This window comes from Pimelobacter simplex (assembly GCF_900114845.1).
Classification (GTDB): domain Bacteria; phylum Actinomycetota; class Actinomycetes; order Propionibacteriales; family Nocardioidaceae; genus Nocardioides; species Nocardioides simplex.
Map to the genome: position 1 here is coordinate 41,170 of NZ_FOUK01000001.1, position 24,664 is coordinate 65,833.

Annotated in this window: 25 protein-coding genes; 15 read left to right on the forward strand and 10 right to left on the reverse strand. The window is 74.3% G+C overall.

Annotated features, from left to right (window positions below; genetic code table 11):
* Nucleotides 1-31: 31 nt before the first annotated feature.
* Nucleotides 32-601, forward strand: coding sequence for a hypothetical protein (locus tag BM223_RS00190; protein WP_052139138.1), 570 nt, complete (start codon nucleotides 32-34; stop codon nucleotides 599-601).
* On the opposite strand, the gene BM223_RS00195 is transcribed toward BM223_RS00190, so the two are convergent.
* On the reverse strand, nucleotides 559-1,278 hold the full coding sequence (locus tag BM223_RS00195; protein WP_038682534.1) for a PaaX family transcriptional regulator C-terminal domain-containing protein: 720 nt from the start codon (nucleotides 1,276-1,278) through the stop codon (nucleotides 559-561). The two genes, BM223_RS00190 and BM223_RS00195, sit on opposite strands and share 43 nt — an antisense overlap.
* A 56-nt stretch (nucleotides 1,279-1,334) precedes the next feature.
* Here BM223_RS00195 and BM223_RS00200 point away from each other — a divergent pair, with 56 nt between their 5' ends.
* Nucleotides 1,335-2,966, forward strand: a complete 1,632-nt coding sequence (locus BM223_RS00200) for an acyl-CoA dehydrogenase family protein (RefSeq protein ID WP_038682532.1) — start codon at nucleotides 1,335-1,337, stop codon at nucleotides 2,964-2,966.
* A gap of 251 nt (nucleotides 2,967-3,217) precedes the next feature.
* Here the strand turns inward: BM223_RS00200 and BM223_RS00205 are convergent, their stop codons facing one another.
* On the reverse strand, nucleotides 3,218-3,787 hold the full coding sequence (locus tag BM223_RS00205; RefSeq protein ID WP_038682530.1) for a TetR/AcrR family transcriptional regulator: 570 nt from the start codon (nucleotides 3,785-3,787) through the stop codon (nucleotides 3,218-3,220).
* A 38-nt stretch (nucleotides 3,788-3,825) separates the two neighbouring features.
* Nucleotides 3,826-4,305, reverse strand: coding sequence for a hypothetical protein (locus tag BM223_RS00210; protein WP_052139136.1), 480 nt, complete (start codon nucleotides 4,303-4,305; stop codon nucleotides 3,826-3,828).
* Between the two features lie 90 nt (nucleotides 4,306-4,395).
* On the opposite strand from BM223_RS00210, the gene BM223_RS00215 reads away from it, so the two are divergent.
* The 6 genes from BM223_RS00215 to BM223_RS00240 are packed head-to-tail and all read left to right on the forward strand — an operon-like array spanning nucleotide 4,396 to nucleotide 12,328.
* The gene (locus BM223_RS00215; protein ID WP_052139135.1) at nucleotides 4,396-5,559 is read left to right on the forward strand and encodes a ScyD/ScyE family protein; all 1,164 of its coding nucleotides are present in this window, start codon (nucleotides 4,396-4,398) and stop codon (nucleotides 5,557-5,559) included.
* Between the two features lie 57 nt (nucleotides 5,560-5,616).
* The gene (locus BM223_RS00220) at nucleotides 5,617-7,167 is read left to right on the forward strand and encodes an acyl-CoA carboxylase subunit beta (RefSeq protein ID WP_235319075.1); all 1,551 of its coding nucleotides are present in this window, start codon (nucleotides 5,617-5,619) and stop codon (nucleotides 7,165-7,167) included.
* 8 nt (nucleotides 7,168-7,175) lie between these two features.
* A complete protein-coding gene (locus BM223_RS00225) occupies nucleotides 7,176-8,975 on the forward strand; it encodes an ATP-binding protein (protein ID WP_038682528.1) in 1,800 nt (599 codons plus the stop codon).
* Nucleotides 8,972-9,919 (forward strand): hydroxymethylglutaryl-CoA lyase, encoded by a 948-nt coding sequence (locus BM223_RS00230; RefSeq protein WP_038682526.1) that lies wholly within the window; start codon nucleotides 8,972-8,974, stop codon nucleotides 9,917-9,919. The genes BM223_RS00225 and BM223_RS00230 overlap by 4 nt, the downstream gene beginning before the upstream one ends.
* A 34-nt stretch (nucleotides 9,920-9,953) precedes the next feature.
* Entirely contained in the window at nucleotides 9,954-11,093 is a 1,140-nt protein-coding gene (locus BM223_RS00235; protein WP_038682524.1) for a hypothetical protein, read from the forward strand.
* A complete protein-coding gene (locus BM223_RS00240) occupies nucleotides 11,090-12,328 on the forward strand; it encodes a hypothetical protein (RefSeq protein WP_038682522.1) in 1,239 nt (412 codons plus the stop codon). Before BM223_RS00235 ends, BM223_RS00240 begins: the two co-directional genes overlap by 4 nt.
* Here BM223_RS00240 and BM223_RS00245 read toward each other — a convergent pair.
* Entirely contained in the window at nucleotides 12,289-13,002 is a 714-nt protein-coding gene (locus BM223_RS00245) for an EcsC family protein (protein WP_038682520.1), read from the reverse strand. The genes BM223_RS00240 and BM223_RS00245 overlap by 40 nt on opposite strands.
* A gap of 23 nt (nucleotides 13,003-13,025) precedes the next feature.
* Here BM223_RS00245 and aat point away from each other — a divergent pair, with 23 nt between their 5' ends.
* From aat to BM223_RS00260, 3 genes are all read left to right on the forward strand, one after another.
* The gene (gene aat / locus BM223_RS00250; protein ID WP_075018427.1) at nucleotides 13,026-13,796 is read left to right on the forward strand and encodes a leucyl/phenylalanyl-tRNA--protein transferase; all 771 of its coding nucleotides are present in this window, start codon (nucleotides 13,026-13,028) and stop codon (nucleotides 13,794-13,796) included.
* A 162-nt stretch (nucleotides 13,797-13,958) separates the two neighbouring features.
* A complete protein-coding gene (locus BM223_RS00255) occupies nucleotides 13,959-14,396 on the forward strand; it encodes a hypothetical protein (RefSeq protein ID WP_038682518.1) in 438 nt (145 codons plus the stop codon).
* Nucleotides 14,397-14,452: 56 nt separating this feature from the next.
* Nucleotides 14,453-15,070: a hypothetical protein gene (locus BM223_RS00260; RefSeq protein ID WP_038682516.1), complete on the forward strand. Its 618-nt coding sequence runs from the start codon at nucleotides 14,453-14,455 to the stop codon at nucleotides 15,068-15,070.
* A gap of 144 nt (nucleotides 15,071-15,214) precedes the next feature.
* Here BM223_RS00260 and BM223_RS00265 read toward each other — a convergent pair whose 3' ends face one another.
* Together BM223_RS00265 and BM223_RS00270 are read right to left on the reverse strand one after the other, a co-directional pair.
* Nucleotides 15,215-15,553: a rhodanese-like domain-containing protein gene (locus BM223_RS00265; protein ID WP_038682514.1), complete on the reverse strand. Its 339-nt coding sequence runs from the start codon at nucleotides 15,551-15,553 to the stop codon at nucleotides 15,215-15,217.
* Complete coding sequence (locus tag BM223_RS00270) at nucleotides 15,550-16,467, reverse strand: LysR family transcriptional regulator (protein WP_038682512.1); 918 nt, start codon at nucleotides 16,465-16,467, stop codon at nucleotides 15,550-15,552. Before BM223_RS00270 ends, BM223_RS00265 begins: the two co-directional genes overlap by 4 nt.
* 76 nt (nucleotides 16,468-16,543) lie before the next feature.
* Between BM223_RS00270 and BM223_RS00275 the strand changes: the two genes are divergently transcribed.
* Nucleotides 16,544-17,482, forward strand: coding sequence for a DMT family transporter (locus BM223_RS00275; protein ID WP_052139134.1), 939 nt, complete (start codon nucleotides 16,544-16,546; stop codon nucleotides 17,480-17,482).
* Here BM223_RS00275 and BM223_RS00280 read toward each other — a convergent pair.
* The gene (locus tag BM223_RS00280) at nucleotides 17,428-18,306 is read right to left on the reverse strand and encodes an Fpg/Nei family DNA glycosylase (protein ID WP_038682510.1); all 879 of its coding nucleotides are present in this window, start codon (nucleotides 18,304-18,306) and stop codon (nucleotides 17,428-17,430) included. The two genes, BM223_RS00275 and BM223_RS00280, sit on opposite strands and share 55 nt — an antisense overlap.
* Nucleotides 18,307-18,492: 186 nt before the next feature.
* Here BM223_RS00280 and BM223_RS00285 point away from each other — a divergent pair, with 186 nt between their 5' ends.
* Nucleotides 18,493-19,719: a hypothetical protein gene (locus tag BM223_RS00285; RefSeq protein ID WP_038682508.1), complete on the forward strand. Its 1,227-nt coding sequence runs from the start codon at nucleotides 18,493-18,495 to the stop codon at nucleotides 19,717-19,719.
* On the opposite strand, the gene BM223_RS00290 is transcribed toward BM223_RS00285, so the two are convergent.
* Entirely contained in the window at nucleotides 19,694-19,900 is a 207-nt protein-coding gene (locus tag BM223_RS00290) for a hypothetical protein (protein WP_038682507.1), read from the reverse strand. The two genes, BM223_RS00285 and BM223_RS00290, sit on opposite strands and share 26 nt — an antisense overlap.
* Before the next feature lie 100 nt (nucleotides 19,901-20,000).
* Between BM223_RS00290 and BM223_RS00295 the strand changes: the two genes are divergently transcribed.
* Nucleotides 20,001-21,209: an ATP-binding protein gene (locus BM223_RS00295; protein WP_038682504.1), complete on the forward strand. Its 1,209-nt coding sequence runs from the start codon at nucleotides 20,001-20,003 to the stop codon at nucleotides 21,207-21,209.
* Nucleotides 21,210-21,305: 96 nt separating this feature from the next.
* Nucleotides 21,306-22,616 (forward strand): hemolysin family protein, encoded by a 1,311-nt coding sequence (locus BM223_RS00300; RefSeq protein ID WP_038685534.1) that lies wholly within the window; start codon nucleotides 21,306-21,308, stop codon nucleotides 22,614-22,616.
* Between the two features lie 12 nt (nucleotides 22,617-22,628).
* Here BM223_RS00300 and BM223_RS00305 read toward each other — a convergent pair whose 3' ends face one another.
* Both BM223_RS00305 and BM223_RS00310 read right to left on the reverse strand, forming a co-directional pair.
* A complete protein-coding gene (locus BM223_RS00305; protein WP_038682502.1) occupies nucleotides 22,629-23,684 on the reverse strand; it encodes a FecCD family ABC transporter permease in 1,056 nt (351 codons plus the stop codon).
* Nucleotides 23,681-24,652 carry an iron chelate uptake ABC transporter family permease subunit gene (locus BM223_RS00310; protein ID WP_038682500.1) on the reverse strand — a complete coding sequence of 324 codons (972 nt, stop codon included), beginning with the start codon at nucleotides 24,650-24,652 and terminating at the stop codon, nucleotides 23,681-23,683. The genes BM223_RS00305 and BM223_RS00310 overlap by 4 nt, the downstream gene beginning before the upstream one ends.
* Nucleotides 24,653-24,664 lie beyond the last annotated feature (12 nt).

Genomic DNA, 24,664 nt, shown 5'->3' on the forward strand with positions numbered 1-24,664 from the left:
ATATTAGCACGACTGTGCTAACGTCAATCGGGTGTTCGTCGCCGCCTTCATCGCCGCCTCCGAGATCGGGCTCTGGGTGCTGCTCGGGCTCGGCCTGGCCTTGCGCTACGTCTTCCGCCGGCGCCGGGCGAGCACGGTCACGCTCGCGCTCATCCCGGTCCTCGACGCGCTGCTGGTCGGCGCGGTCGCGCTCGACCTGCACCGCGGCGCCGAGGCCGGGACGACGCACGGCATCGCCGGGCTCTACCTCGGCTTCTCGCTCGCCTTCGGTCCTGCGATCGTGCGCTGGGCCGACGTCCGGTTCGCCCACCGCTTCGCCGGCGGGCCGGCCCCGGTCAAGCTGCCCAAGCACGGCCCCGAGCGGCTGGCCGCGCTGTGGCGCGAGTGGTTCCGCGTCGTCCTCGCCGCCGCGATCGCCTCGGTCGTGATGCTCGGCCTGGTCGTGCTCGTCGCCGACGACAGCCAGGACCCCGCCCTGATCTCCTGGATCCGCCCGCCCTGGACGCTCGTCGGCCTCTGGCTCGTCTTCGGACCCGTCTGGGAGCTGCTCACGCCTCGTCAGCGCACGCCGACCGAGAGCGAGCGCAGCTCGTCCTGGTAGCCCGCATAGGCGGTCCGCATCTCACCGGCGGGCCAGCCGGCCGGCAGCAGCGCGGCCGGCAGCAGCGGGTCCGCCGCCAGGTGCCGGACGACGTGGGCGGCCACCGCGAGCCGCGCGGCGGGCTCCGGGGTGGCGGCCAGCCGGGCCAGCAGGGCGCGACCCTCCGCGGCCCACGCCCCGAGGTCCCACAGCCGCGCGGCGAGCGCGACCGGGTCCTCGTCGGGGGTGACCCGGAAGGTGCTCAGCACCTCGTCGTCGGCGTACTCCCGGGCGCGGCGCAGGTTCGCGGGCCGGGTCCACACGCCCTCGCGCAGCTCGGCCAGCCGGTACGACGCGAGCCGGTCCCGCAGCGCCGCGCGCTCGGCGCCGGTGCGTCCGGCGACCACGACGACCGCCATCTCCCAGCCGCCGTCCCACCCGGTCTCGGCGTCGAGCACCGCCTCGTCCTGCCGGCGCTGGCGGGCGGCCAGCCGTGCGCCGAGCACGTAGTCGCCGGCGTCGCGCTCCAGGTCGCCCGCGGCGACCGCCCGGGTCAGCGCGACCCGCGCGGTCGCCGCGGGGATGCCGAAGTGCTCGCCCGCGCGGACCAGCTCGGCGGCCGACATCCGGTCCGGGTGCGAGCCGAGCAGCAGGCTCAGCATCACCGAGCGGGCCGAGAGCGGGGCCAGGTCCTCCACGGGCGACCATGCTACACATCTAGACACGGTTGTGGAGCAAATCGTAATATCGCTCCATGACGACGCACGAGGTCTTCAACCAGGTCCCCCCGCTGGTCGGCCACGACACCGCCGCCGACCCGGCCCTGCTCGAGGGCATCGAGCGCGAGGGCGCCGGCTGGGCCCTCGACGAGATCCACGAGGTCGGCCGCCTGGCCGGCACGCCGGAGGCGATCGAGCTGGGCCGGCTCGCCGAGCGGGTGCCGCCGCGGCTGCACACCCACGACAGGTACGGCCGGCGGGTCGACGAGGTCGAGTACACGCCGGCGTACCACCGGCTGATGGAGACGGCCGTCGGTCACGGCATCCACGCCGCCCCGTGGGCCGACGACCGGCCCGGCGCCCATGTCGCGCGGGCCGCGAAGTTCTACGCCTGGAACGTCGACGCCGGCCACGGCTGCCCGATCTCGATGACCTACGCCGTCGTCCCGGCGCTGCGCGCCAACCCCGAGCTCGCCGCCCGCTTCGAGCCCCTGCTCACCAACCGCGAGTACGACTTCGGCCTGCGCGACCCCGCGACCAAGCGCGGTCTCATCGCCGGCATGTCGATGACCGAGAAGCAGGGCGGCTCCGACGTCCGCGCCAACACCACGACCGCGACGCCGGTCGCCGGCGAGCCCGGCACCTACCGGATCGTCGGCCACAAGTGGTTCACGTCGGCGCCGATGTCCGACATGTTCCTCACCCTCGCCCAGGCGCCCGGCGGCCTCTCCTGCTTCCTGCTGCCGCGGGTGCTGCCCGGCGGCGAGGCCAACCCGATCCGCTTCCTGCGGCTCAAGGACAAGCTCGGCAACAAGTCCAACGCCTCGTCCGAGATCGAGTACGACAACGCCGTCGGCTGGCTCGTGGGCGACGAGGGCAAGGGCGTCAAGACCATCGTCGAGATGGTCAACATGACCCGCCTCGACTGCGTCATCGGCAGCGCCGCCGGCATGCGCAGCGCGCTCGTCCAGGCCGCCCACCACGCCCGCCACCGCGCCGCCTTCGGCAAGCTGCTCATCGACCAGCCGCTGATGCGCAACGTGCTCGCCGACCTCGCCGTCGAGTCCGAGGCCGCGACCACCGCCATGATGCGCCTGGCCGGCGCCAACGACCGCGCCATCCACGGCGACACCGGCGAGGCCGCCCTGCGCCGCCTCGCGCTCGCCGCCACCAAGTACTACGTGTGCAAGCGCGGGCCGGTCCTCGCCAACGAGGCCCTCGAGTGCCTCGGCGGCAACGGCTACATCGAGGACTTCGACCTCGCGCGCATCTACCGCGAGCTGCCGCTGCTCTCGATCTGGGAGGGCTCCGGCAATGTCGCCGCCCTCGACGCGCTGCGCGCCATCGGCCGCGAGCCCGAGTCGCTCGACGCGTTCTTCGGCGAGGCCGAGCTCGCGCTCGGCGCCGACGCCCGCTACGACGACGCCGTGTCGTCGCTCAAGAAGGAGCTCACCCAGTTCGACGACATCGAGCTGCGCGCCCGCCGCCTGGTCGAGCAGATCGCCGTCGTCTTCCAGGCCGGGCTGCTGCTGCGCCACGCGCCCACCGCCGTCGCCGACGCCTTCTGCGCGACCCGGCTGGCGCGCGACTGGGGCAGCGCGTTCGGGACGATGCCGGCCGGGCTCGACCTCGCTCCGCTCCTGGAGCGGACCGAGCCCGGCTTCTGAGACCGGCGGGGCCGCCACCGGGACCGTAAGGAAATGGGCGCCGCGGTGTCCTTCCTGGCGGAGGGTGGCCGCGGCTCGAGCCGAGCTCTCCTGCGCTCGACCACCGGCTGCCGCAGGTCCGGACGGTGTCCCCAAGAATCCGGTCCGGACCACTCCGGCGGGGGCCGCGCCCGTACCTCCCCGTACGCCGCGCGCCCCCGCACCCGGGTCCGGGTCGGGCCTGCCGCGCGGGAGGGCGCGGTGGGCCCGGCTCAGGCCGCGGGGACGTCGAGCGCGGCGAGCGCCATCGAGGCGAGCAGGTCGCGCAGCGCGCCGTCCGGGATGGCGTGGCCGGCCCGGGGCGTGGAGTTGAGCAGCCCGAACGCCGCCTGCGCGGCCGCGTGGGCGCTGGCCCGGTCGAGGCCGGGGCGCAGGGCGCGGAGCTGGTCGGCCCAGAGGGTGATGTAGGAGCGCTGCAGCCGGCGCACCTGCTCGCGGGCGTCGGCGGGCAGGGACTCCCAGTCCCGGTCCTGGACGACGATCAGCGGCCGGTGCGAGAGCGCGAACTCCACGTGCCAGTCGACGAGCCCGCGCAGCGCGGCGGCCGGGTCGCCGGCGCCGGCCGCGACCCGCTCCTGGCCGACCGAGAGCAGCCGCTCGCTGATCGAGGTGAGCATCTCGGCGAGCATCGCCTGCTTGGAGGAGAAGTGCTTGTAGAGGGCCGGTCCGGAGATGCCGCACGCGGCACCGAGGTCGGCGACGGAGACGCCGTGGAAGCCGCGGGCGGCGAACATCTCGGCCGCGGTGGCGAGGATCTGCTCCCGCCTGCTGGTCTCGGTCACCCCCGAAGGTTAGGGCACCGCGCGGGAGCGTCCGCGGATCAGGCCGTGCAGGCCTCGGTGAGGTACGCGTCGATGGCCCCGGTGCCGGCCTGCTCCTTCTTCACGCCCGCGCCGAGGTCGTCGATGGACGAGCTGGCGCGCACGAGCCGGTCGAGGACGTCGAGCTCGGTGAGCGCGGCGGCGGGGAAGTCCTCGGGGACGCCGACCTCGTAGATGCGGTCGAGGGCGGCGACGACGCGCTTCCAGTCGCCGGCGTTGCCGGGCCGGGCGCCGTCCACGGCGTCGTCGGCATCCTGCATGGCGGTGCAGAAGGACGCCACGTCGGCACCCATCGCGAAGCCGGACTGCGCGGCGGCGGCGTCGAGGGCCTCGGCCTCGCTCTGACCGCTCGCGGTGGTCGTGGGGGAGGTGGTCGGGGGCGCCGCGCCCGGCTCGCTGCCGTCACTGCCGCAGGCGGTGAGGGTCACGGAGAGCAGGAGCGTGAGGACTGCTCCGAGGGCTGCGTGGGGGCGGCGCATGCGCCCGAGTATCGCCCAGTTTGGTCATGACCCGGCCAGCGGGCGCTGTTAGGACGGGGAGGAATGCACCGCCCACCCAGAGGAGACGACATGTGGAAGATCACCGCACGGCTCGGGATCGGGGTGGTCGCCGTCGCACTGGCGGCTGCCACGACCCCGGCACTCGCGGGCGACACGCACGGCCATCACACCCTGCGCACCATCGCGCCCCTGAACGGTCCCCGGGGCATCGACGCCCTCGGCCACGGCCGCACCCTGGTCACCGAGACGAACGGTGACTTCAGCCTGGTCGTCGAGCGCCGGCACAAGCCGGCCCGGGTGATCCGGCTCGGCAACCTGCCCACCGACTTCCCGCCCGCGATCTCCCGCGGGCCGCACGGCACCATCTACCTGCTGACGGGGGCCTCCGGACCGCCGCCGTCCGACCGCACCGCACCGCGCCTGCTGGCGCGCTCGGCCGCGGCGCCGACGCCGGCGCCGGGCACGACGCTCTTCAAGTGGCGCCCGGGCTGGAAGGCGCCGAGGCCGGTGGCCGACATCAGCGCCTACCAGGCGCACGACCCCGACCCGTGGGACCAGGAGGGCTTCCCGGCCGACAGCAACCCGTTCGGTCTGGTCGCCCTGCGCGACGGCACCGTGCTGGTCTCCGACGCGGCCGGCAACGACCTGCTGCGGGTCTGGCCGCGCACCGGCAGGATCAAGACCGTCGCCCGGCTCATGCCCCGCCTGGTGCGCGTGCCGGCCGGACTGCCCGACGTCCCGCCTGAGGAGGGGGGCCCGCTGCCGCCCGCGGGGACGCCGATCCTGTCCGAGCCCGTCGCGACCTCGGTGACGGTCGGTGCCGACGGCTACTGGTACGTCGGCGAGCTGCGCGGCTTCCCGGCCACCCCGGGCACCTCGCAGATCTGGCGGATCAAGCCCGGCACCCGCAACGCCACCTGCGACCCGCTGCACCCGCGCAAGGGCGCCTGCAAGCGGTACGCCGACGGCTTCACCTCGATCACCGACCTGGCCGCCGGCCCGAAGGGGATCTACGCGCTGGAGCTGTCCAAGAAGAGCTGGCTCGGCTTCGAGCTGGGACTGCCGGGCGCGCAGGAGGGCGGGCTGTTCCTGGTCCGCCGGCCCGGACAGCACCCGCGGGTCCGTGAGCTCGTCCCCGGAAAGCTGATGCTTCCCGGTGGCGTCGACGTGAGCGATCATGTCTACGTCGTGGGCCCGCTGTTCGGCCCCGGGGCGCTGATGCGCCTGCGCTGACACCTCACCGCCGCGCGGCTCTTGCACCCCAGGTTAACGATCGTTAACCTGGGGTGCGTGTCCGACAACGCCGAGCCCACCCTCCGGGACCTCGCCGCTGACCTCCGCGACCGCCTGGCGCGCGTGCGCCAGGGCGGCAGCGAGGCGGCGCGCACCAAGCACACCGACCGCGGCAAGCTGCTGGTCCGCGACCGGGTCGACGGCCTGCTCGACCCGGGCAGCCCCTTCCTCGAGCTGGCGCCGCTCGCGGCCTACGGCATGTACGGCAAGGGGGACGGCGACGACCACGCCGTCCCCGCCGCCGGCGTCGTCGCCGGCATCGGCCGGGTCGAGGGCCGCAACACCCTCGTCGTCGCCAACGACGCGACGGTCAAGGGCGGCACCTACTACCCGATGACGGTCAAGAAGCACCTGCGCGCGCAGACCGTCGCCGCCGAGAACCGGCTCCCCTGCGTCTACCTCGTCGACTCCGGCGGCGCCTTCCTGCCGATGCAGGACGAGGTGTTCCCCGACAAGGAGCACTTCGGCCGGATCTTCTTCAACCAGGCCAACATGTCGTCGCGCGGCATCCCGCAGCTCGCCGCGGTGATGGGCTCGTGCACCGCCGGCGGTGCCTACGTGCCGGCGATGTCCGACGAGACCGTCATCGTCAAGAACCAGGGCACCATCTTCCTCGGCGGCCCGCCGCTGGTGAAGGCCGCGACCGGTGAGGTCGTCAGTGCCGAGGACCTCGGCGGCGGCGACGTCCACGCCCGCAAGAGCGGCGTCGTCGACCACCTGGCCGACGACGACGCGCACGCGCTGCGCATCCTGCGCGGCATCGTCGCCACGCTGCCCGACCAGCCGCGCGCCACCGACCTGGCGCCGGTCGAGGACCCGCTCGAGCCGCCCGAGTCGCTCTACGACGTGGTGCCCACCAGCACCCGCACGCCGTACGACGTCCGCGAGGTGGTCCGCCGCCTCGTCGACGGCAGCCGGTTCCAGGAGTTCAAGCAGCTCTACGGCGAGACGCTCGTCTGCGGCTTCGCCCGCATCCACGGCCACCGGGTCGGCATCGTCGCCAACAACGGCATCCTGTTCAGCGAGTCGGCGCTCAAGGGCGCCCACTTCGTCGAGCTGTGCAACCAGCGCGGCATCCCGCTGCTGTTCCTGCAGAACATCTCCGGCTTCATGGTCGGCCGCGAGTACGAGAACCGCGGCATCGCCCGCGACGGCGCCAAGCTCGTCACCGCGGTCGCCTGCTCCGTCGTCCCCAAGCTGACCGTCGTCATCGGCGGCTCCTTCGGCGCCGGCAACTACGGCATGTGCGGGCGCGCCTACGACCCGCGCTTCCTCTGGATGTGGCCCAACGCCCGGATCTCCGTGATGGGCGGCGACCAGGCGGCCGGCGTCCTCGCCACCGTCGCCGGCCGCGAGGACGACGAGGAGTTCAAGGCCCCGATCAAGGAGCAGTACGAGCGCCAGGGCTCGCCCTACTACGCGAGCGCGCGGCTCTGGGACGACGGCGTGATCGACCCCGCCGACACCCGCCGGGTGCTCGGCATGGCGCTCGACGTCGTCGCGCCGGTGCCCACGCCCGACCCCTCCTACGGCATCTTCCGGATGTGAGTCACCCGATGATCACCACGCTCCTCATGGCCAACCGCGGCGAGATCGCCCGCCGCGTCTTCCGCACCTGCCGCGACCTCGGCATCCGCACGGTCGCGATCCACACCGACCTCGACGCCGACGCGCTCCACGTGCGCGACGCCGACGTCGCCGTCCGGGTCCCGAGCTACCTCGACGCCGACGCCGTGCTCGCCGCCGCCAAGGAGGCCGGCGCCGACGCGATCCACCCCGGCTACGGCTTCCTCTCCGAGAACGCCGGCTTCGCCGCGGCCGTCACCGACGCCGGCCTGGCCTGGGTCGGCCCCACGCCCAAGGTGATCGAGCAGATGGGCCGCAAGGACGCCGCCCGCGACCTCGCCGTCGCGGCGGGCGTCCCGGTCGTCCCGTCGTACGCGCTCGACGACGACCCGGCCGGGTTCCGCTACCCCGTGCTGGTCAAGGCCGCGGCCGGTGGCGGCGGCAAGGGCATGCGCGTGGTCCGCGCGGCCGCCGACCTCGAGGGCGCGATCGCCGCGGCCAAGCGCGAGGCGGCGAGCGCGTTCGGCGACGACACCATCCTCATCGAGAAGTACGTCGAGCGCGGCCGCCACATCGAGGTGCAGGTGCTGGGCGACAGCCACGGCAACGTCGTCCACCTCGGCACCCGCGAGTGCTCGGTCCAGCGCCGCCACCAGAAGGTCATCGAGGAGGCGCCCGCCCCGGCGCTCGACGACGACCTGCGGGCCCGGATCCACGACTCCGCGGTCGCGCTGTCGGCGTCGGTGGGCTACGAGAACGCCGGCACCATCGAGTACCTGCTCGACGCGAGCACCGGCGACTTCTACTTCCTCGAGATGAACACCCGCCTCCAGGTCGAGCACCCGGTCTCCGAGCTGCATGCAGGAATCGACCTGGTGCAGGCCCAGTTGGCGGTCGCCGCGGGCGAGCCGCTGCCGTTCGACCAGTCGGGGCTGCGCTTCTACGACCACGCGATCGAGGCGCGCATCTACGCCGAGGACGCGTTCGGCGGCTTCCTGCCGCAGGCCGGCACGGCGAGCGTCGTGCACTGGCCGGCGTCGGCCCGGGTCGACCACGCGCTCGAGTCGGGTCAGGTCGTGAGCACCTCCTACGACCCGATGCTCGGCAAGGTGATCGTGTCGGGCCGCGACCGCACGGCCGCGCGCCGGGCGCTCGTCGCGGCGCTCGACGACACCGCGATCCTCGGGCTGACCACCAACACCGGCTTCCTGCGTGCGCTCGCCGCCGGCCCGGAGTTCGCCGAGCCCGGCGGCATCGACACCGCGTGGCTCGACCGCACCGAGCTGACCCCGCCCGATCCGGCGCCCGCCCGGGCGATCGCCGCGCGCCTGTGGCTCGACGCCAACACCGCGACCCACGGCCCGTTCGCCGGCGACGGCTTCCGGATGGGTGGGCCCGCGGCGGTCCCGACCGTCGAGCTCGACGAGCAGGCCACGCCGGCCGCGCGCGTCCCCGACGGCGTCGTCGCCCGGGTGAGCGCCCACGAGGTCGAGCTGGTCCTCCAGGGCCAGCGCCACGTCTTCGTCCGCCCCGACGCGAGCACCGACCACGGCGCGGCCGCCGGCGACGGCACCGTCGTTGCGCCGATGCCCGGCACGGTGCTTGACGTCCGCGTCACCGAGGGCCAGCAGGTCGCCGAGGGCGACGTGCTCGGCGTCGTCGAGGCGATGAAGATGGAGCTCGCGCTCAAGGCCCCCTACGCGGGTGTGGTCACCAGCGTCACCGCCGGCACCGGCCAGCAGGTCGCGCTCGGCGCCGTGCTGTTCGTCGTCGAGGAGGCCGCGGAATGAGCGCGCTGCCGATGGTGGTCCCCGAGCCGGGGCTGCCCACCGAGGTCACGATCTACGAGGTCGGCGCCCGCGACGGCCTGCAGAACGAGAAGACGTCGGTCCCGACCGAGGTCAAGGCGGAGTTCGTCCGCCGTCTCCTCGGTGCGGGCCTGCCGATCGTCGAGGCGACGAGCTTCGTGCACCCGAAGTGGGTGCCGCAGCTCGCCGACGCCGCCGAGCTGATGACCGGCCTCACCGCCGAGCTCGGCGACGCCGCCCGCCAGCTGCCCGTCCTGGTGCCCAACCAGCGCGGCCTCGACCGCGCCGTCGAGCTGGGCCTGCGCCACGTCGCCGTGTTCGCCTCGGCGACCGAGACCTTCGCGAGCAAGAACCTCAACCGCACGCTGGAGTCGCAGTTCGAGATGTTCGAGCCGACCATCGCGGCCGCGCTGGCGGCCGGGATGGACGTGCGCGGCTACGTCTCCATGTGCTTCGGCGACCCGTGGGAGGGCGCCGTGCCCGTCGAGCAGGTCGTCGCCGTCGGCAAGCGGCTGCTCGACCTCGGCGTCGGCCAGCTCAGCCTCGGCGACACCATCGGCGTCGCCACCGCCGGCCACGTGAGGTCCCTCGTCGCCGCGTTCGCCGACGCGGGCGTGGGCTGCGAGCGGCTCGCGCTGCACTTCCACGACACCTACGGCCAGGCGCTGACCAACGTCCACGCCGGCCTGCAGGCGGGGATCACCACCTTCGACGCCTCCGCCGGCGGCCTCGGCGGCTGCCCCTACGCCAAGAGCGCGACCGGCAACCTCGCCACCGAGGACCTCGTCTGGTTCCTCACCGGGCTCGGCATCGAGCACGGCGTGGACCTCGACGCCGTCGTCGGCACCAGTGTCTGGATGGCCGGACAGCTCGGGCGGCCCAGCCCCTCCGCAGTGGTGCGGGCGCTCGGCGGCACGCCCGGCTGAGGGTCGTTCGCCCCGCCCCCTTACGGTTGACCGCATGAGCGGACGGGGGAGGGCCTGGGGGTGGGCGGCCGCGCTGCGCGGCGGCTCGACGACCCCGTGGCAGGCCTGGGCCGAGGACGGCGTCGGCGAGCCCTTCGCCGAACGACTTCCCGGCGCCCAGCAGCTCGCGCTGCTGCGCCGGCTCAACGTCCACGCCGCAGCCGCCGGCCGCACGGTCCCGGCCGCGACCGCGGCGCGGATCCTCGCGGCCGGCGTCTCCGGACGCGGCCGCAGCGACCTGCCCATCGCCGGCGTCGACGACGAGCGCTTCGGCCCGCGCCCGGTCGACCCCGACACCCTCCCCGACGACGAGCTGCTGCGGGTCGCCTCGGCGCTCATCGCCGACGACGTCGCCGCGACGGCCGGCGAGCCCGCGCCGGAGCGGTCCCTGATCGAGCGGGCCCGGGCGGTCCGCCGCCCGTGGGTGCGCTCGTTCGTGATCGTCGGCATGCAGTGGCGGGCCGACGCCGTCCGCGCCGAGCTGGTCGCGCACGGGCACCGTCCGGGCGGGCGCCGGCCCACGGCGTACCTGCTCGCCGACGACCTCGGCACCGTCCTCGCCCAGGCCTGGACCGCGCGCTCCTTCGACCAGGGCGGCGTCACCTGGCGCCACTTCCTGCGCTCGTTCGCCGGTGCCGGGCACCTGCCTCCGCGCGCCGACCTGGCCCGGATGGCCCGCTCCGCCGCCCACAAGTACGGCGCCGGCAACGTCCGCGTCGTCCTCGACCCCGCGCTGCTCGCCGACGAGCTCGGCGTGCGCGCCATCGCCGGACCGCCCCACCTCGGCGCCCACGCCGTCGACCTCGTCCGCCGCGTCGGCGAGCCGCTCGGCCTGCTCGTCGCCAACGACGCCCGTCCCGGTCTGCTCCTCGACACCCTCGGCGTCCGGCTGGCCGGCCAGGGCGGTCCCGCGCCGACCGTGACGCCGCGCTGGGCCGGTTGGCTGAGCTCGGAGGCCGAGCGAACGCGCCACGAGATCGCCGCGGCTGGCTACCCTGTGCTCGGCGACCTCGACCAGCTGCTGCCGCGTCCCCTCGGGACCGACGGCGTCCTCCCGGTCGATGCCGAGGTGCTCTCCCTGGCGCTGGGACTGCTCCTGACCCCCGTGACGGCGCCGGTGCAGGAGGAAGGGTGAGTCGGCGGGTCCTGCTGCACGTCGGTACGCCGAAGACCGGCACGTCGTACCTCCAGGACGTGCTGTTCCAGAACCGGCCGCGCCTCCTCAAGCAGGGCGTGAGCTACCCGGCCGACCGCTTCGACGCCCACTTCCTCGCCGCGCTCGACCTGATGCGGCTGCGCTGGGGCGGGCTCGAGGGTGAGGCCGTCGGCTCCTGGGACCGGCTCGCCGCCCAGGTCCGCGAGCACGACGGCACGTCGATCATCAGCCACGAGATCCTCGCGACGGCCTCGCGCACCCAGGTGGCCCGCGCGCTCGCCTCGCTCGGGCACCGTCCTGGCGGCGACACCAGCGACGGCGGCACCGAGGTGCACCTGATCGTCTCGGTGCGCGACCTGGTCCGGCAGATCCCCGCCGAGTGGCAGGAGAACGTCAAGCACCGCGCGGGCTTCGGCTTCGGCCGCTTCCTCGAGCTCATCCAGGACCCCGACCGCGGGCACCGCGTGGGCGCGTGGTTCTGGGGCGTCCAGGAGATCCCCGACATCCTCGCCCGCTGGGGTGCCGACCTGCCGCCCGAGCGCGTGCACCTGGTCACCGTGCCGCCCGCCGGTGGGCCGCCCGACCTGCTCTGGCGCCGGTTCAGCGAGGCCTTCGACCTCGACCGGCTCGACCTCGAGCTCACCACCGAGCGCGCCAACCCGAGCCTCGGCGTCCCCGAGTCGGCGCTGCTGCGGCGGATCAATCGCGTCGCCGCTCGCGACCTGCCGCCCCAGCACTACCGCCCGCTCGTGCGCGAGCTGCTCGCCCACCAGACGCTCTCGAAGCGCACCAAGTCCGCGCGCCTGGGCCTGCCGCCCGACCAGTTCCCCTGGGTGCACGCGCTCACCGACAGCTGGATCACCGAGCTCACCGAGCGCGGGTACGACGTCGTCGGCGACCTCGAGGACCTGCGCGGCGCCCCCGCGCCCACCCGCAAGTGGGTCGACCCGGACGCCCCGCCGGAGCGTCAGGTGGCCGCGGCCGCCGTCGACGCGATCCGGGCGCTGCTGCTCGAGAACGCCAAGACCGAGACCGAGAACGAGCGGCTCCGCGCCAAGCTCGACGAGGCTCGCCGCGACCTGGTCCGGGCCCGCACCCCGCGCCTGCTCCGCTCGATGGAGTGGACCGTCGAGCGGCTCGAGGCCAGCCCGCCCGGCCGCAAGGCGCTCGGCGCCTACCGCGCGGCGCGCGGCAGGAACTCGCGCCCGGCGTAGCGCCCCACCCGCCAGGTGCTCCACGCGTCGGCGACCCCGCCGACCGCGCCGCCGACGAGCGGCACCCGCTTGCCGATGGTCGTCACCATCCGCTTGCCGACGACCCGGCCGACCAGCTCGCCCGCGAGGACCGCCGACACCGTGCGGTCGAGCGTCGGGTCGTGGTGCGGCGCGGTCGCGATCGCCATCGGCGGCGCCGGGACCTGGTGCCGCTTGACCATCTTGGTGACGACGTCCTCGCCGAGGATGCAGACCAGGATCGCGTTGCGCACCCGCGGGTCGTCGAGGTCGTGTCCGCGCAGGTGGGCGATCCCGGCGACCATCCGGCACTGGATCAGCGCCAGGCCGGCGATGCTCGCCGGCGCCACGACCGTCGCGGTGATCAGGCCGCCGAGGTTGGTCGCCAGGCCCTCGACGCCGGCGTACGCGACGTGGTTCTCGATCACCTCGCGGATCGCCTTGTCGACGTTGCCGCGCTGCTCGCGCAGCTGCTCGTCGGCCGCCGCGGCTGCCGGGGGCAGCGGCCCGACCCCCTGGATGGCGCGGTGCAGCGCCTCGCGCACGAACGACTGCGTCAGCCCCGGCGCCAGCTGGACCGCGCGCGGCGCGAGCTGACGGGCGGCCTCGACGGCGAGGCCCTTCGTGAGTCCGGACGGCTTGAGACGCGGTGCCATGGCTCAATCCTAGGATTCGGTCCATGCCCGTCGAGCCGCCTGCGTCACCCTGGGCCTTCCCGAGCCGTGCGGAGCTCGCCGCGCTGCCCGTCGTCGGCCCGGACCCCGACGACGAGCCCGACGAGCCCGATGACGAGCCCGGCGGTCTGGACCAGCCCGACGACGGCACGCACGACGCCAGCGACCTCGTCGCGATCGGCGCCGACCTCGCCCCCGGGACCCTCCTGGCGGCCTACCGCGCCGGGCTCTTCCCGATGCCCGAAGGCCGCTCGATCGGCTGGTGGTGCCCGGCCTACCGCGGCGTGCTGCCCCTCGACGAGCTGCGCGTCTCGCGCTCCCTGCGGCGCTCGGTGCGGCGCTTCGAGATCCGGATCGACACCGCGTTCGACGAGGTCGTCGCCGCCTGCGCCGACCCGCGCCGTCCGCACGGGTGGATCGACCGCCGGATCGCCCGCGCGTACGGCGATCTGCACCGTCTGGGCTGGGCGCACTCGGTCGAGACGTGGCAGGACGGGCGTCTCGTCGGTGGCCTGTACGGCGTCGCCGTGGGCGGTCTGTTCGCGGGCGAGTCGATGTTCCACCACGTCACCGACGCCTCCAAGGTCGCGCTCGTCGGCCTGGTCGAGAGCCTCTCCGGCGACGCCGACGGTGCCGCGGGACGCCGCCTGATCGACGTCCAGTGGGCCACCCGGCACCTCTCCGGACTCGGTGTGCGCGAGATCACCCGGGCCGAGTACGCCGCCCGCCTGGCCCGCCTGGTCGAGGTCCCCCCGGCAGCCTGCTGGCCGTCCTGAGCGACGCCGGGCACCCGTCCGCGTCACGGTCCGGCTACCAGCAGTTCGCCTTCACTGTGAATAGTCTGAGAGCGACAGGGCAGGGTGACCCCCGGGTCGCCGGCTCGGAAGCGCCCTGTTGGCGGCACGTGTGGGTGCCGCACCCCTAGGAAAGGAACCGACATGACCTCCATCAAGCGCCCGCTGGCCGCTGCCGGCGCCGCCGTCCTGATGGGCCTGACGCTCACCGCCTGCGGTGGCAGCTCCCCGACCGACGCGTCGAAGGACGACTTCTGCGGCAGCTTCAAGGACATCGTCTCCACGACGACCTCCGTCAAGGGCGACGAGCCCAACGAGGACGAGTGGAAGAAGATCCAGAAGTCCTACGAGGACCTCGGTGAGGTCGGCACGCCCAAGGGCATCGGCGACGACGAGCGCAAGGGCTTCGAGGCCATGGTCGACGCGATCTCCGGCCTGGACTACAAGGACGCCAAGAAGGCCTTCGGCGACAAGGACGGCTCCAGCTCGGTGCCCGGCGTCTCGAAGGACGACGAGGACAACATCGAGAAGTTCACCAAGTACGTCGGCACGACGTGCGCGGACGCCCTCTCCGGCAGCTGACCCTCCCCGGCACGGCCACCCCCCAGACCCTGAGCTCCACCGGAAGGAAACACATCATGCTTCTCCCCAAGCGCCCGCTGGCCACCGCCGGCGCCGCGGTCCTGCTGGCCCTCTCGCTGACCGCCTGCGGCGGCGACTCGCCGAGCGACGCGTCCGTCAAGGACTACTGCGACGCCGTCCGCGGCGACACCAACAACGAGGCGTTCGCCAAGGCCCTCGAGGACAAGGACTACGACAAGATCGTCGACCTGTTCAAGGAGCAGGCCGAGAAGGTCGAGGAGGTCGGCACGCCGAAGGACATCTCCGACGACGCGCGTGAGGGCTTCGAGATCCAGCTCGACGCGATCAAGGACATCGACGGCGACGACGTCAAGAAGGCCTTCGAGTCCAACGGCGACTCCGACCCGTTCGAGGACAAGATCTCCAAGGACGACAAGAAGAAGGTCGAGGCGTACACCAAGTACGAGTCCGAGACCTGCTCCGACGCGGACAGCGTCCCGACCCCGGACGTGCCGACCGAGGTGCCGACCGACGGTCTGCCCACCGACGGCCTGCCCACCGACGGTCTCCCGACCGACGGCCTGCCGTCCGGCTTCCCGTCGGACCTCCCGACCGACCCGGCCGAGCTCGAGAGCCTGCTCTCGAACCTCCCCACGGAGATCCCCACCTCCTGATCACCAGAACGTCAGAACAAGCGACCGGCGCCGCCCACAAGGGCGGCGCCGGTCGTGCGTGCTGGGCGTTCTGCGCGAAGTGCGCCGGTTGCGGGGTCGAGGTGCGCGGGTTGCGGGCTCGAGGTGCGCGGGTTGCGGGCGCGCTCAGATGACCTGGGGCGGCTGACCGGAGTCGGCGACCATCGCCCGCCCGGCCCGCTCCCAGCCCATCATCCCGTCGACGAGGTTCACGACGTCGTACCCCTGCTGGGCGAGGTAGGCCACGGCGCGCGCCGAGCGCCCGCCGGCCTTGCACACGACCAGCGTCTGCGGCGCCTCGAGCTCGACGAACTCACCGAGCCGCGCCGGGAGCTCCATCAGGGGGATGTGGACCGCGCCGTCGATGTGGCCGGCGGCCCACTCGTCGTCCTCGCGGACGTCGAGCACGACCAGGTCCGGTGGCAGCGGGTCGGGGACGCCGTCGATCTCGACCGAAGGGATCATGACTCCACCTTAGAGAGCCCCGCGGCGACGGCGTGCAGCGCGGCCGCGACCGCCTCGACGGCCGGCGTGCGGACCTGCCGGGTGACCAGGTAGACCTCCCGGCCCAGCGGCGCCTCCGCCGGACGACGGACGGCGAGCCCGGCGCCGCCGTGGGCGAGGACCAGCTCCGGCAGCAGCGCCCCGGCGCCCGCGGTGCGCACCATCGCGAGCTGGATCAGGAAGTCGTCGGAGCTGTAGCGGACGTCGGGCTCGAAGCCGCCGTACTGGCGGCAGGCGCGCAGCTGCATCGACCGGTGCCCCGTCCCCGGCTGGCAGCCGGCCCAGGCGAGGCCGGCGAGCCGGCTCAGGGGGACCTCGGCGGCGCCGGCCTCCGGGTGGTCGGGCGGGAGGACGACGCGCAGGCCCTCGCGCAGCAGCCGCTCGCGGCGCAGGTCGGCGTGGACGGGGCGCGGCAGGTCGTCGTACTCGTCCCCGATGGCGACGTCGTACTGGTGCAGGCGCAGCGCCGGGACCGCCTGCTCGACCTCGGCCTCGACCACCTCGACCCGGATGTCGGGATCGCTGGCGGCGAGCGCGCGGACCGCGGGCGCGACGATGCTGAGCGCCGCGGTCTGGAAGGCCGAGACCCGGACGGCGCCCGCCGCGCGCCCGGCGGCGGCCGTGGCGAGGTCGGCCTCGGCCGCCTCGACGCCCTCGAGCAGTGCGATCGCGTGCCGGACCAGCACCTGTCCGGCGTCGGTGAGCCGGACGTTGCGCCCGGTCCGCTCGAGGAGGGCGGTGCCCGCCTCGCGCTCGAGGACGGCGAGCTGCTGGGAGACCGCGCTGGGGGAGTAGCCGAGCGCCCGGGCCGCCGCGTGGACCGTGCCGCGCCCGTGCACCTCGCGCAGCAGGCGGAGGCGGTGGAGGTCGAGCATCTGTTCACATTATCCGAACAATCATGTGCACGAAGCCGTGATGGACCTGAACGTTCCTGGCCCGGACCATGGAGGGGTGGGACGCCTCTACTGCTTGCTCTCCGCCGTCGGGTTCGGCCTGATGGCGGTCTTCGCCAAGTCCGCCTACGCGGCCGGCGTCTCGGTCGACGGCCTGCTCGTCGTCCGCTTCGGGCTGGCCGCCGCCGTCCTGCTCGCGGTCGCCGCCGGCACCGGCGCGCTGCGCCGGCTGAGCCGCCGCGCGGTCCTGGTCGGGCTCGGCATGGGCGTCTTCGGGTACGCCGTCCAGGCGAGCCTCTACTTCTCCGCGCTCCGCCGCCTCGACGCCGCGCTCGTCGCGCTGATCCTCTACGTCTACCCGGCGCTGGTCATGCTCGTCGCCGTCCTCACCCGGCGCGAGCCGGTCTCCCCGCGCCGGGTCGCCGCCCTCCTCGTCGCGCTCGCGGGGATCGGCCTGGTCCTCGTCGGCGCGGGCGCGGCGAGCGGCGGGCTCGACGTCCGCGGGGCCCTGCTGGCGCTCGGCGCGGCGCTCACCTACACCGGCTACATCGTGGTCGGCGACCGCTTCACCGACGGCGCCCCGCCGCTCGCCCTGGCCGCCGTCATCTGCGCCGGCGCCACGGCCGCCCTCCTCGTCGTCGGCGGCGTCCGCGGCGGCACCGCGCTCGACTTCACCGCGACCGGCTGGCTCTGGCTCACCGCGATCGCCCTGGTCAGCACGGTCGGCTCGATGCTGCTGTTCTTCGCCGGCATGGCGCGCGTCGGCCCGTCCACGGCCGCCATCCTGTCGATCCTGGAGCCGGTCGTGACGGTGGTCAGCGCGGCCGTGATGTTCGGCGAGCTGCTCACCGCCGTGCAGGTCGCGGGTGGGGCGCTGGTGCTGGCGGCGGTGGTGCTGGTGCGGCAGCCGCGCGAGGACGCGCCTCGGGAGCGGGTGCGCCCCTACTTCAACAGCTTGCTCATCCGCCGGTCGGCCAGCGGCTTGCCGCCCGTCTGACACGTCGGGCAGTACTGCAGGCTCGAGTCGGCGAAGGACACCTCGCGGACGATGTCGCCGCACACCGGGCAGGGCTTGCCGGTCTGGCCGTGGACGGCGAGGTGGGACTTCTTCTCCTTCTTCAGCTCGCTGGCGGCGAGCCCGCGGGAGCGCTCGACGGCGTCGCCGAGGGTGTCGCGGACGGCGGCGTAGAGGACGGCGAGCTCGTCGTCGGTGAGGCTGTCGGCCGGCTTGAAGGGCGACATGCGGGCGGCGTGGAGGATCTCGTCGGAGTAGGCGTTGCCGATGCCGGCGATGGTGCCCTGGTGGCGCAGCACGCCCTTGAGCTGCTTGCGGCCGGCGTCGGCGAGGATGCCGGCGAGGCGCTGCGGGGTGAAGTCGTCGGTGAGCGGGTCGGGGCCGAGGCTGGCGATGCCGGGGACGTCGAGGGGGTCGCGGACGAGGTAGAGGGCCAGGGACTTCTTGGTGCCGGCCTCGGTGACGTCGAGGCCGGGGGAGACGCCGTCGTTCTCGTCGAGCACGATGCGGACGGCGAGCGGGGACTTGGTGCTGGGGCGCGGGGGCAGCGCGGGCACCTCGTCCTTCCAGCGCACCCAGCCGGCGCGCGCGAGGTGGAGCACGAGGTGCAGGCCGCTGGCCTCGATGTCGAGGAACTTGCCGTGCCGTCGGACGTCGTCGACCAGGGTGCCCTCGATCGCGGACAGGGGCGGGTCGTAGGTCTTGAGCGCGCTGAACGCGGCGACGTGGACGCGGGTGAGGGCACGGCCGTCGAGCCGGCCCCGCAGGTCCAGGGCCAGCGCCTCGACCTCGGGCAGCTCGGGCACGCGAACAGCGTAGATGGTGGGTCCGACGGAAGGGGGCGGACCGAGGAGGGCACCCGGGACTTCGTCCTGATTCCGGCCGTGGGCAGTGACCGTGCGGGGGACGCCGCGTTGAGGGTGCATCGGGCCACTCGGGAACCGCCTCGCCCCTCCCGCGCCGCGTCGTGCGCCTCTCCCGAAGGTCTCGCCATGGACATCCGGTACCTCACCCTTGCCTCGATCGCCCTCACGGCGGTCGTCGGAACCGCTCCCTCCGCCGGTGCGGCTCCCTCCGGCCGGCCCTGCGGCCTGCCGGAGGGGCCGCCCGTCTACACGAGCATCGAGCACCCCGCGATCACCGAGATCGTGCCCGCCGTGACGGCACCGGGCTGGCGCTGGCAGCGTGTGGTGCCGACCGTCGAGCACGCGTATGCCCGCACGATCGTGCCCGCCACCCGCAGCGTGCGCTGGACCCGGGTGGTCGTCGTCCGCGAGTCGGCGTACGCGCGGACCGTGGTCGACCGCCCCGTCGTGCCGGGGACGCCGGAGGCCGGTCACGAGGAGACCCGCGTGGTGACGCCGGCGGTGACGGTGACGCGGTGGGAGTACGTCCAGCAGCAGACCGGGAGGACCCGGTGGGAGCGGGAGGGCTGGAACGCCGGCGAGAACGGCAAGGGCTGGTCGCCGACCGGCGCGACCGACGTCCAGGTGGTGACGCCCGAGGTCACCGAGCAGGTCTGGGTCGTGGACCGGCCGGCCGTCCCGGAGGTGCCCGAGCTCAGCCACGTCGAGACGACCTGGGTCGTCGACGGCGCCGTGCCCCCGGCCGGCGCGGTCGCGACGGGCGTCAGCCGGGACGCGTCGAGCACGCCGGAGAGCCGGGACCTCGCGCCGGGCGTCGTCCCGGACGGCGCCGGCTGGACCGAGGGCGCGACGACCGAGACCACCCCCGCCGTGGTCGACGTCGTGTGGCTCGGCGCAGGCGCCGCCCCCGCCCTCGGGTACGACGCCACGGGCGCCACGCGCGCCGGCGTCCCGGCGGTCGAGACCACCCCCGATGCCTCGGCGTCCCCGCCCGAGGGTGCCGGGTGGGCCGCGCTGCCGGACTCGGTCGTCGAGCTCGTGGTGAGTCCCGAGCACGAGGTCGAGGTGATGCCCGCGTGGGTGGAGGACTTCGTCGTCCCGGGGGAGCCGGCGACGGAGCCGTGCGCGGCCGCACCGGCCGCACCCGCGGCACCCGCGGCACCCGCCGCACCGGACGGCGCCGTGGCCGGCGAGGAAGTGGGGACGCCGGCCACGGGTGCCGATCCGGTGCGGCCGGTCGCCGCGGCGACGGGCCTGCCCGCCACCGGTGCGCCGGTCGCGCCGTGGCTGGTCCTGCTCGGCGCCGGGGGCGTGCTCGCGGGCGCGGTCACCGTGCGAGCAGCGCGACGCTGAGCGCGACCAGGCAGACCAGCCCGACCGTCCCGACGGCCATCGCGACGGTCGCGACCATCCGCATTCCGGGGGTGTGGTCGACCTCGCCGGAGCGGTAGGCGAGCGTGCGGACCACCCCGGCGGGCAGCGTCCCGGCAGTGACGATGAGGGCGATCGACCACGCGAAGGTGAGCCCGTCCATCCCTCTGCGGTGCCCGGGCCCGGCGTCCGCACACCTGCGATCGATCCGACACGCTAGGCGAATCTAGGGGGGCCGCTAGAGACGCCGATAGCGTCGCATCATGGACCCGATCCGCAACCCCTACGCCCCCGGCGCCGGGCAGCGCCCGCCCGAGCTGGCCGGCCGCGACGAGCAGCTGGCGGCGTTCGACGTGGTGCTCGAGCGGGTCGCGCGGGGGCGTCCGGAGCGGTCGCTGGTGCTGACCGGGCTGCGCGGTGTCGGCAAGACGGTGCTGCTCAACGCGCTGCGCTCGGCGGCGGTCCGCAAGGGCTGGGGGACGGGCAAGCTCGAGGCGCGCCCCGACCAGTCGCTGCGCCGGCCGCTGTCGTCGGCGCTGCACCAGGCGGTCCGCGAGCTCGGCCACCCCGAGCAGGGGGAGACCGAGCACGTGCTGGGGGTGATCCGGTCGTTCGCGCAGCGCGAGGCCGGCACCGACGCCAAGCTCCGCGACAAGTGGTCGCCGGGGATCGCCGCGCCCGTCGTCCGCGGCCGGGCCGACTCGGGGGACGTCGAGATCGACCTCGTCGAGCTGCTCACCGACGTCGGCGGGCTCGCGGCCGACGTCGGCAAGGGCGTCGCCGTCTTCATCGACGAGATGCAGGACCTCGGCGCCGACGACGTCTCCGCGCTCTGCGCCGCCTGCCACGAGCTCAGCCAGAACGGGCTGCCCGTCATCGTTGTCGGGGCCGGGCTGCCGCACCTGCCGGCGGTCCTGTCGGCCAGCAAGTCCTACTCGGAGCGGCTGTTCTCGTACCAGCGCATCGACCGGCTCTCCCGCGAGGCCGCCGACCGTGCCCTGGTCGCGCCCGCCGAGGAGGAGGAGGCCACCTTCACCGCCGACGCCCTCGCCGCGATGTACGACGCGACCCGCGGCTACCCCTACTTCATCCAGGCCTACGGCCGCTCCGTCTGGGACCTCGCGCCACGGACGCCGATCACGGTCGACGACATCGCCGTGGCCGGCCCCGAGGCCGAGGCCGAGCTGGCCGTCGGCTTCTTCGGCTCCCGCTACGAGCGGGCGACGCCGGCCGAGCGCGACTACCTGCGCGCGATGGCCGACGCCGCGGTGGCCGCCTCCGACGACGGTGTCGACGACCCGGTCGGCTCGGTCGCGACCGCCGACGTCGCCGCGGTGCTCGGCAAGAAGCCGCAGTCGCTCTCACCCGCGCGCGACTCGCTGCTCAAGAAGGGGCTCATCTACTCGGGCGAGCGCGGCCGGATCGCGTTCACCGTGCCGCACTTCGGTCGCTACCTGCGCACCCAGGCGTAGCGCGCCCTTGGCCCGGTTCTTCTAGGATCTGCGCATGGACGAACCACGAAGTCGTTTCCGTTCACCTCTGCGTCTGTGGGGAGGTGAGCGGGCGTGATCGACTCACAGACCTACCTGAACCTGGCCCTGGTGGTGCTGTTCGTGCTCGTCGGCGGCGTCTTCGCCGCGACCGAGCTGGCGCTGGTCTCCCTGCGCGAGACCCAGGTGAGCCAGCTCGCGAAGCGCGGCGGTCGTGGCGCGCGGGTGGCGGCGATCGCCCGCGACCCGAACCGGTTCCTCTCGGCGGTCCAGATCGGCGTGACCGTCGCCGGCTTCCTCTCCGCGGCGTACGGCGGCTCGACCCTGGCGCCCGACGTGGCGCCGTACTTCGTCGACCTCGGCATGGGCGCCGACACCGCCGACACGGTGGCGCTCATCGTGATGACGCTGATCATCGCCTACCTGTCGCTGGTGCTGGGCGAGCTCGTGCCCAAGCGGCTGGCGCTGCAGCGCGCAGCCGGCGTCGCGATGCTGACCGGGCCGGTGCTCGACCGGTTCGCGACCCTGATGCGGCCGGTGATCTGGCTGCTGTCGATGTCGACCAATGCGCTGGTGCGGCTGCTCGGCGGCGACCCGAACGCCACCTCCGAGGAGGTGTCGAAGGACGAGCTGCGCGAGATCGTCACCAGCCACGGCGGCCTCGGCGACGAGGAGCGGCAGATCCTCACCGACGTCTTCGCCGCGACCCGCAGCAACCTCAAGGAGGTCATGCGCCCCCGCGGTGACGTGGTCTTCGTCGAGGGCGCGCTGCCGCTGTCCGAGGCCGCGACGTGGGTCGCCGACCAGCCCTACTCGCGCTACCCGGTGATCGGCGAGAACTTCGACGACGTCACCGGCTTCGTCCACATCCGCGACATCCTGGGCGAGCACCCGCCGGGGCGCACGGTCGCCGACGTCCAGCGCGAGGTGCTGCACCTGCCGGGCACGAACGCCGTGCTGCCGACGGTCGTCCTGCTGCGCAAGCAGGGTGCGCACGTGGCGGTCGTCGTCGACGAGTTCGGCGGCACCGACGGCATCGTCACGCTCGAGGACCTGGTCGAGGAGATCGTCGGCGACATCCGCGACGAGTACGACGAGGACCCCGACCCGCGCACCCTTCCCGAGCTCGACGGCCCGGGTGGTGCGGTCGTGGTCTCCGGCGGGCTCACCATCGAGGACTTCGCCGAGGAGACCGGCGTCGTCGTCCCGGACGGCGACTACGAGACGGTCGCGGGCTACGTCATCTCCCGGCTCGGCCACGTCGCCGAGGTGGGCGACAGCGTCGAGCTGCCCGACGCCGTGCTGCGGGTGAGCGCGGTCGAGGGCCGGCGGCTCACCCGGATCGAGGTGCTCCCGCGGGCCGACGAGGCGCAGGTGCCGGCCGACTGAGATGCGACGCCGTCAGCGCCAGCGCCGCATCTCCCGCACGATCAGCCAGACCAGGAACGCCCCGCCGAGCACCACGGTGACTACGCCGGCGGGGAGCGTCACCGGCAGCAGGTGCTGGGCGGTGAAGTCCGACATCAGGAGCAGCAGCGCCCCGGTCAGCCCGGTCAGCGTCAGCGGGAGGTACGGCGTCCCCGCTGCGCGCCGGGCGATCTGGGGTGCGGCCAGCGAGATGAAGGCGACCGGGCCGACGACCGCGGTCGCGACGCTGACGAGCGCGACGCCGAGCAGGACGGCGGCCGCCTTGACCCGGCCCGGGCGCAGGCCGAGCGCGTGCGCGGCGTCGTCCCCGAGGTCGAGCTGGCGCAGCGCCGGGGCGAGCGCCACGCACCCGGCGAGGAGGACGGCGACGCAGAGGCCGGCGCCGAGGACCTGGCTGCCGGTCACGCCGTTGAGGCTGCCGGCGCCCCAGGCGGAGGCGAACATCGCCGTCTCGACCTCGATCTGCAGCAGCATCCAGGTGTTCGCCGAGGCGAGCATCGACGAGATCGCGATGCCGACGACGATGAAGCGGAAGCCCTGGATGCCGCCGCGGTAGGCGAGCAGGAAGATCACCGCGGCGGCCGCGGCACCGCCGGCGACGGAGCCGGCGGTGACCTGCAGCCACGTGGTGCCGACGAGCAGGACGGTCAGCAGCATGCCGGTGAACGCGCCGCTGGACAGGCCGATGATGTCGGGACTGGCCAGCGGGTTGCGGGTCAGCGTCTGGAAGAGCGCACCGGCGACCGCGAGCGCCGCGCCGAGGACGACGGCCGCGAGCACCCGCGGCAGCCGCCACTCCAGGACGACGGTCGGGGCGAGCCCCTCGCGCACGCCGCGCAGGACGTCGACGACCTCGCGCGCACTCAGCGAGTAGTCGCCCGTCATCAGGGCGAGCACCCCCAGCCCGCCGAGGGCCAGGAGCACCACGGCGCCGACGAGGAGGCTGCGCGTGCGCAGCACGGCGTTGAGCCGCTCGCCACCGATCCGGTGGCGCCGGTAGCCGAACTCGACCTGCGGTGCGCCGCTCACAGGGCCGACGCTCCCCGGCGCCGGACCAGCACGATGAGCACCGGTGCGCCGACGAAGGCGGTCACCACGCCGACCGGCATCTCGCCGGGCAGCACGAGGAGGCGTCCGACGACGTCGGCGGCGAGCAGCAGGGCGGGCGCGACGAGCACGGTCCCGGCGAGGATCCGGCGCTGGTCGGGGCCGAGCGTCCACCGCACGACATGGGGGACCATCAGCCCGACGAACGCGATGGGTCCGGCGAGGGCCGTCGCCGAGCCGGCCAGGAGGGTGACCGCGGCGACCACGAGCCACCGGGTGCGCACGACGTCGACGCCCTGGCTGCGGGCGACGTCCTCACCCAGTGCGACGGCGTTGAGGTCGCGCGCGACGAGCAGGGCCAGCGCGAGGCCGAGCGCGACGAGCGGGAGCACCGGGACGAGGACGTCGAACCCGCGCCCCAGCACGGTGCCCGCGTTCCAGCTGCGCATCTTGTCGAACGCCGTCGGGTTGCTCAGGCTCAGGCCGGTGGTGATGCCCGACAGCACCGCGCCGAGCGCGACGCCGGCGAGCGTGAGCCGGACCGGGTCGGCGCGCCCGCGGCCGGTCGATCCGATCAGGTAGACGGCGGCGGTCACCACGAGGGCGCCTGCGAACGCCAGCCAGACGTAGCCGGTGATCGAGCGGATGCCGAGGAAGGTGACGCCCAGCGCGACGCAGAACGCCGCGCCCGCGTTGACGCCGAGGATGCCCGGGTCGGCGAGGGGGTTGCGTGTGAACGCCTGCATCAGGGCGCCCGCGACGCCGAGGGCGGCGCCCGCCACGACGGCGACCGCCGTGCGCGGCACCCGCAGCTCGCGCACGACGTACCGGGTCTCGTCGGTGCCGCCCCCGCCCAGCGCGGCCAGCACCTCGGCCGGGCTGAGCGGGTTCGAGCCGACGGCCAGGGAGAGCACGACGGCGCCGCCGAGCACCACCGCCAGCCCGAGCACCCACCCGGGCAG